Here is a 369-nt window from a genome sequence, read left to right as displayed (position 1 = left end):
GCCACGTCGCGCGGGCCGAAGGTGCCGTGGGTCATCAGCTCGGAGGTCGAGTAGCGCAGCTGCTGGTGGTCCATGGCGTAGTCGGACAGGAGCAGCTTCGAGTCGCGGCCGTCGATCGTCAGCGCGGTGCCCGGCTCCTGCGGCACGGACGGGTAGCCGCCGAGGGCGAGGTGGGTGCTGTCCTTGGCCTTGTTGTTGACGTCCTTGTGGCGGACGACGGTGATCCCGGTGCCGTTGTCCGGATTGCTCCGGTCGCGGCGCAGCAGCGCGCTGTTCTGCGGCGCGGCCACGGTGACCTTCTCTGTCTTCGTCAGCGGCGCCACCGACTGCACCAGGTAGCCGAGCCGCTTGTTCACCAGGTATTTCTCG

At 68.3% G+C, this 369-nt stretch carries 1 pseudogene; it reads right to left on the bottom strand.

Annotated elements, in window-relative coordinates:
• Positions 1–369: pseudogene (locus BIV24_RS30755) on the bottom strand (beta-galactosidase); the annotation flags it as partial.

Source organism: Streptomyces colonosanans, assembly GCF_001866645.1.
Lineage (GTDB): Bacteria > Actinomycetota > Actinomycetes > Streptomycetales > Streptomycetaceae > Streptomyces > Streptomyces colonosanans.
The sequence above is the reverse complement of the archived record's forward strand: the minus strand, read 5'-3'. Positions and strand labels throughout refer to the sequence as shown.